Annotated in this window: 4 protein-coding genes; 2 read left to right on the forward strand and 2 right to left on the reverse strand. The window is 62.0% G+C overall.

Going from position 1 to position 6000, the window contains the following annotated elements; all coding sequences use genetic code 11:
- Nucleotides 1-2 precede the first annotated feature (2 nt).
- Nucleotides 3-1520: a tripartite tricarboxylate transporter permease gene (locus tag IVB50_RS34925; RefSeq protein WP_247299453.1), complete on the forward strand. Its 1518-nt coding sequence runs from the start codon at nt 3-5 to the stop codon at nt 1518-1520.
- A 975-nt stretch (nt 1521-2495) separates the two neighbouring features.
- On the opposite strand, the gene IVB50_RS34930 is transcribed toward IVB50_RS34925, so the two are convergent.
- Together IVB50_RS34930 and IVB50_RS34935 are read right to left on the reverse strand one after the other, a co-directional pair.
- Nucleotides 2496-3689 carry a CoA transferase gene (locus IVB50_RS34930; protein WP_247299454.1) on the reverse strand — a complete coding sequence of 398 codons (1194 nt, stop codon included), beginning with the start codon at nt 3687-3689 and terminating at the stop codon, nt 2496-2498.
- A 135-nt stretch (nt 3690-3824) separates the two neighbouring features.
- On the reverse strand, nt 3825-4151 hold the full coding sequence (locus tag IVB50_RS34935) for a hypothetical protein (RefSeq protein ID WP_247299455.1): 327 nt from the start codon (nt 4149-4151) through the stop codon (nt 3825-3827).
- Nucleotides 4152-4351: 200 nt separating this feature from the next.
- Here IVB50_RS34935 and IVB50_RS34940 point away from each other — a divergent pair.
- Nucleotides 4352-6000: M10 family metallopeptidase C-terminal domain-containing protein (locus tag IVB50_RS34940; protein WP_247299456.1), on the forward strand; the 1649-nt coding region annotated here is incomplete at its 3' end.

A 6000-nucleotide genomic window follows, 5' to 3' on the forward strand; every position in this document is an offset into this window, starting at 1 on the left:
CCATGGAAGCTTTCGGTCTGTTGCTTCACGGCTTTGCGGTCCTGCTGACGTGGAAGACGCTCGTGCTGATGATGGTCGGGCTGGTGCTCGGCATCTTCGTCGGCGTTTTGCCCGGACTCGGCGGACCCAACGGCGTCGCGATCCTGTTGCCGCTCACCTTCACGATGGACCCGACCTCGGCGATCGTGATGCTGTCCTGCATCTATTGGGGCGCGCTGTTCGGCGGCGCGATCACCTCGATCCTGTTCAACATCCCGGGCGAGGCCTGGTCGGTCGCGACCACTTTCGACGGCTATCCGATGGCGCAGCAGGGCAGGGCGGCGGAGGCGCTGACGGCTGCGTTCACGTCCTCTTTCATCGGCTCACTGGTCGCGGTGCTCCTGATCACCTTCCTCGCCCCGATGATCTCGTCCTTTGCCTTGAAGTTCGGCCCGCCCGAGTTCTTCGCGGTGTATCTGCTGACCTTTTGCTCTTTCGTCGGGCTAGGGCGCGAGGCCAAGCACAAGACCGTCATCTCGATGTCGCTGGGGCTGTTGCTCGCCGGCATCGGCATGGACACGGTGTCAGGCAATCTGCGCATGACCTTCGGCTCGTCCGAGCTTTTGCGCGGCATCAACTTCCTCGTCGCCGTCATCGGCCTGTTCGGCATTAGCGAGATCCTGCTGACGATGGAGGAGCGCTTGGCGCTGCGCGGACACGCGGCGAGCATTTCGCTGCGCGTCGTGCTGAGCGTTTGGAAGGACCTGCCGAAATACTGGGTGACGCTGCTGCGCTCCTCCTTCATCGGCTGCTGGCTCGGCATTACCCCGGGCGGCGCGATCGCCGCCTCGTTCATGGGCTACAATCTCGCCAAGCGTTTCTCCAAGGATCCCGAGAGCTTCGGCAAGGGCCGCATCGAGGGCGTATTCGCGCCCGAGACCGCCGCGCATGCCTCCGGCACCGCGGCGCTGCTGCCGATGCTGGCGCTCGGCATTCCCGGCTCCGGCACTGCTGCGATCCTGCTCGGCGGGTTGATGGTGTGGGGGCTCAATCCGGGACCGCTGCTGTTCGTCGAGCACAAGGACTTCGTCTGGGGCCTGATCGCCTCGATGTATCTCGGCAATGTCGTCGGCCTCGTGCTGGTGCTGACGACGGTGCCGATCTTCGCCTCGATCCTGCGCGTGCCGTTCGCCGCCGTGGCGCCGATGATCGTGGTGTCGTGCGCGATCGGCGCCTATGCGATCCAGAACGCGATATTCGACATCTGGCTGATGCTCGGCTTCGGCGTCGTCGGCTACGTCTTCAAGAAGATCGGCATTCCGCTCGCACCGTTCACGCTGGCGCTCGTGCTCGGCAACCGCGCCGAGGATGCCTTCCGTCTGTCGATGATCGGCGCCGGCGGCGACCTCAAGGTGTTCTGGTCGAACGGCCTGGTCGGCTCGATCACGACCTTGGCGATCGTGCTGCTGTTTTGGCCTGTGATCGACGGCTTCCTTGCCCGTGCCGGATTGATGCGGGCAAGCAAGCCGGCCCCGCGCTGAGGGTAATCTTTCGCAGATGGAGATGGATATGGAGAGGCGTCAAAAGGAAGAAAACCCGGCTCTCCCCCGGCTTTGTCGTTCTGGAGGCTTGTTGCGCGCACGTTGCGATGGTCTGCTTACACGGCCGTGGCGTCCCTGAGCTTGGCAAACTCGTCCCCTAAGCGGCCTCCTTGACCACTTCGGGGTCTGCTCCCGAGTTCCGGCGGCCGCCGTTTTGCGTGCGCGACAGGGTTACGTGCTGGCCGAGACAAGACAGATCTGGAGGCCACTTCGGTGGGCCGGGTCCTCTGCGAGGCCGGTGTCTCTGGATCCCTGACCAAGGCATCCTCGAACATTCGGTCAATGGTGATCGGCCCATTGAGGGCGCCGGACACGGATCGGAACAGATTGCGCACCAACCGATACGTGGTCCGCTTGGTGGGGTGCTATCCGCACTAAGTCTTCTTCTACATCCGCAGTTATCACTTATCACCATACCAGTTGAGCCAACGCTTCCGACCTGAAGTTCCGAGCTTGAGCCCTGCTGCGGCTTTCTGACAGTCCTTGGCAACCTCTAATAGCCCGGCGCGCTCGCACTCCATCTGTGCCAATGCTGCGAGATCAAGGCAAATTTGTTCAAGTCTTAGGAGTTCCTGAACGTCCCTTTGCATTCGCACCCTGACCGAATTCGAAGAGCTGTGATCGTATCACTGTTTTGAGCAAATAAAGCTGTTCAGCGGCGCGAGCATTCGGTAAAAAGTCTGCTGCTCTGCAACAAGCGTGATCGGAGTGGCACTTCGAACCTGATGGCGGCTTGCTGTGTATTTAGGACTACGTACCTTGTACTCATCGATCAGTTAACAAGTTTTCGGCTTTCAACGACGCTATCAGGTTCTCTCGCCTTGCATTAGCGGCTTTTGCTTCAGCGGCCAAGATGCGCGTTTGCTCAAAGCCAAAGCTCGACGAGCGCGCTTTCATTGGTGACTCAAGCGAGGCTCACACCACCTTTGATGTCCGAAGGCTTGCGATCTCGTCGTTACCGAAGCCGAACTCCTTCAGCACTTCGTCGGTCTGCTCGCCGAATTCCGGCGGCCGCGCCACCATCCTGCTCGGCGTGCGCGACAGCGTCACGGGCTGGCCGACCAGACGGATGTCGCGACCCTCGTCATTCGGCACCTCCTGCGCAATGCCGAGATGCTTGACCTGTTCGTCTTCGAACATCTGGTCGATGGCGTAGATCGGCCCACAGGGCACGCCGGCCTCGTTGAGTTCACGGACCCAGGTCTCGGTGGACTTCGTCAAGGTACGCTTCTCGATCTCCGCATTAAGCGCATGGCGATTTTTGGAGCGGGCCGGCGCGGTCAGATAGTCGGGATGGCTGTAGAGCTCCGGCGCGCCGATCGCCTGCGCGCAGCGCTCCCAGATCCGGCCGCCCGTAGTGGCGATGTTGATGTAGCCGTCCGAGGTCTTGAACACGCCGGTCGGAATGCTGGTCGGGTGGTTGTTGCCGGCCTGCTTTGCCACTTCCTTCTCCATCAGCCAACGTGCGGCCTGGAAGTCGAGCATGAAGATCTGGGCCTGCAGCAGCGAGGTCTGCACCCACTGGCCCTTGCCCGAGACCTCGCGTTCCAGCAGTGCGGTGAGGATGCCCATGGCACAGAATAGACCGGCGGTGAGGTCGGCGACCGGAATGCCGACACGCATCGGCCCTTCGCCCGGCGCGCCGGTGATCGACATCAACCCGCCCATGCCTTGCGCGATCTGATCGAAGCCCGGCCGCTTGTGATAGGGCCCGTCCTGGCCGAAGCCGGAGATGCTGCCGTAGACGAGGCGCGGATTGATCTTGGCGAGGCCCTCATAGTCGATACCGAGCTTCTTCTTCACGTCGGGGCGGAAATTCTCCACCACGACGTCGGCCTTGGCGGCGAGGCGCTTGAACACGGCGAGCCCGCGCTCGTCTTTCAGGTTCAGCGTCATCGCCCGCTTGTTGCGATGCAAGTTCTGGAAGTCGGAGCCCCGCCGCGGCCCGCCCGGCTGCTCGCCGCCGGCATCCTCGGTGAGCGCGTCGATCTTGATCACGTTGGCGCCCCAGTCCGCGAGCTGCCGCACGCAGGTAGGCCCGGACCGGACGCGGGTCAGATCGAGCACGGTAAAGCGTGACAGGGCTTCCGAGGCATGCGGAAAGGGCATCTTGATGGGCTCCGGGACAGATTGTGAGCCTACCATAGTGCTGAAAGACCATGCAGCAAGACATCACGCGGCAGGTCAGGGCCGCGCGGATGCCGCCTGTCGAAATGCAATGCCTGAGGGGGCGCCCGCGAAGGATCAGCGCGCCAGCTGTTTCAGCTCGGCGCGCGCCTGCTCGGCCAGCGGGTCATCGCCGTGGCGCGCAATGAACAGCTCGAACGCCTCCCGCGTTCCCTTGCGACGGGCGGATTCGTACTCCTCCGCGACCGCAGCCGAGGGGTCGCGGGCCATTGGAACGGAGGACGCGCGCCCCGCTGTGCCGCCTTGCTTGGCGCTTTCCTTGCCGCTCTCATCCGCATTGGCTTTGCCGACCATGACAGGCAGTCCTCCGAAGGGTAGATGGCCCGGCCCGGCGAGCGCCATCAGGGCGCCGAACAGGCCGGCCGAGAGGGAACGTCGTTTCATGATTTCACTCGCAACACGGCAGCTGGTCGGAACCGGGGCCCTTGTCCTGGACCGTATGACTACGGGATTTCATGGCTTACACGGCCTTATGGAAGAAGTCCGAACCGGCTCGCCAAAATTAAACCAAACGTTTAACTCTCAAGCTAAAATCACCTGTCCGCGCCCCGAATCGAACGGGGTTTGCTGCTTCGGAGATCCCGTTGGCTACCGCAGTCACCGTCAGTGCCACCAACAACGCCGAGATCGACGGCCTGCTGTCAGGCTATAAATGGACCGGCACGATCACCTACAGTTTTCCGGACGCTGCAAGCGACTACGCCAATCCCTATAGCGGCGGCGACGGTGAGCCGACGACCTCGGGTTTTGCCCCGGCGCCGAGTCAGATGCAGGCGGCGATCAATTACGCGATCGGACTGATCCTCGGCTACACCAACGCCAACATCCAGTACGCCGGGACGAACGGCGCCGACATCATGGTGGCGCAGTCGCCGGCCGCCAATCCGACATCCTACGCCTATTACCCCGGCAATTACGCGCCCGGCGGCGACGTGTGGTTCGGAACCGCCTACAACTATTCGCAGGCGGCGCTCGGCAATTACTATTTTACGACTGCGTTGCACGAGCTCGGACACGCCCTTGGCTTGAAGCACAGTCAGGAAACTGGCGGCCCTGCCAATGTCGCGGTGCCGAGCACGCATGACGACAGCGAATACACCGTCATGAGCTATCGCAGCTATGTCGGTGCTTCCACGTCGACCGGCTATACCAACGAAGCCTATGGATATCCGCAGACCTATATGGCCAACGATATCCTCGCGCTGCAGACGATGTACGGCGCGAACTACACCACCCAGGGCGGGACCACCGTCTATACGTGGAGCCCGACCACCGGACAGGAGTTCATCAACGGCTCCGGCCAGCCGGCCGACAATGGGGGTGTCGGTGGCTCGGCCAATCGCATCTACGAGACGATCTGGGATGGTGGCGGCGTCGATACCTACGACCTGTCAAACTACACGACGAACTTGAGCATCAACCTCAATCCAGGTGCGTCGTCTCTGTTCTCGTCGGTTCAACTCGCCAATCTCGGCAACGGCCATTACGCGTCGGGCAACGTCTACAATGCCTATCTCTACAACAACGACGCGCGTTCCTACATCGACAACGCCATCGGCGGCTCCGGCAACGACACGATCATCGGCAATGCCATCGCCAATGCACTGAACGGCGGTTCCGGCAACGATACGCTGACCGGCGGCGGCGGCAACGACACCATCAACGGCGATTCGGGCACCGACACGGCGGTGTATTCGGGCAACAGGGCGAACTACGCCGTCACGTACCATTCGGCGACGCAGACCCTCACCATTGCCGATCAGCGATCCGGTTCACCAGACGGCACCGATACTGTCAAGAACGTTGAATATTTCCAGTTTACCGACGGCGCGGTTGCGAGCAGTGTCCTCGCACCTTTTACAATCGAGGCGGTCGGTGCGACCAGTCTGCTTCAGAGCGGCAGCAATTTTTACTTGAATCCGGTTGCGGGTGGGACGGGGCCCGCGCTGAAATACGGTGGATCGGCAGTGGTGGCGGGACAGTTCGGAGCCTGGATGCCGATCGGCACAGAGCAGATCTCATCCGGCTATGAGGTTGCCTGGCAGATCCCAGGTACGGACCAGTTCACCGTCTGGACGACCGACAGCAGCGGCAACTTTACGAGCAACACCGGAGCGGTCGCTGGCACCAGCATGACGCTGGAGCAAGCCGAGACCATTCTTCATCAGGATCTGAATGGCGACGGAACGATCGGCGTCCCGACCACGACGATTGAGGCGGTCGGTGCGACCAG

The sequence above is a fragment of the Bradyrhizobium sp. 87 genome (assembly GCF_023073015.1).
Classification (GTDB): Bacteria; Pseudomonadota; Alphaproteobacteria; order Rhizobiales; family Xanthobacteraceae; genus Bradyrhizobium; species Bradyrhizobium canariense_D.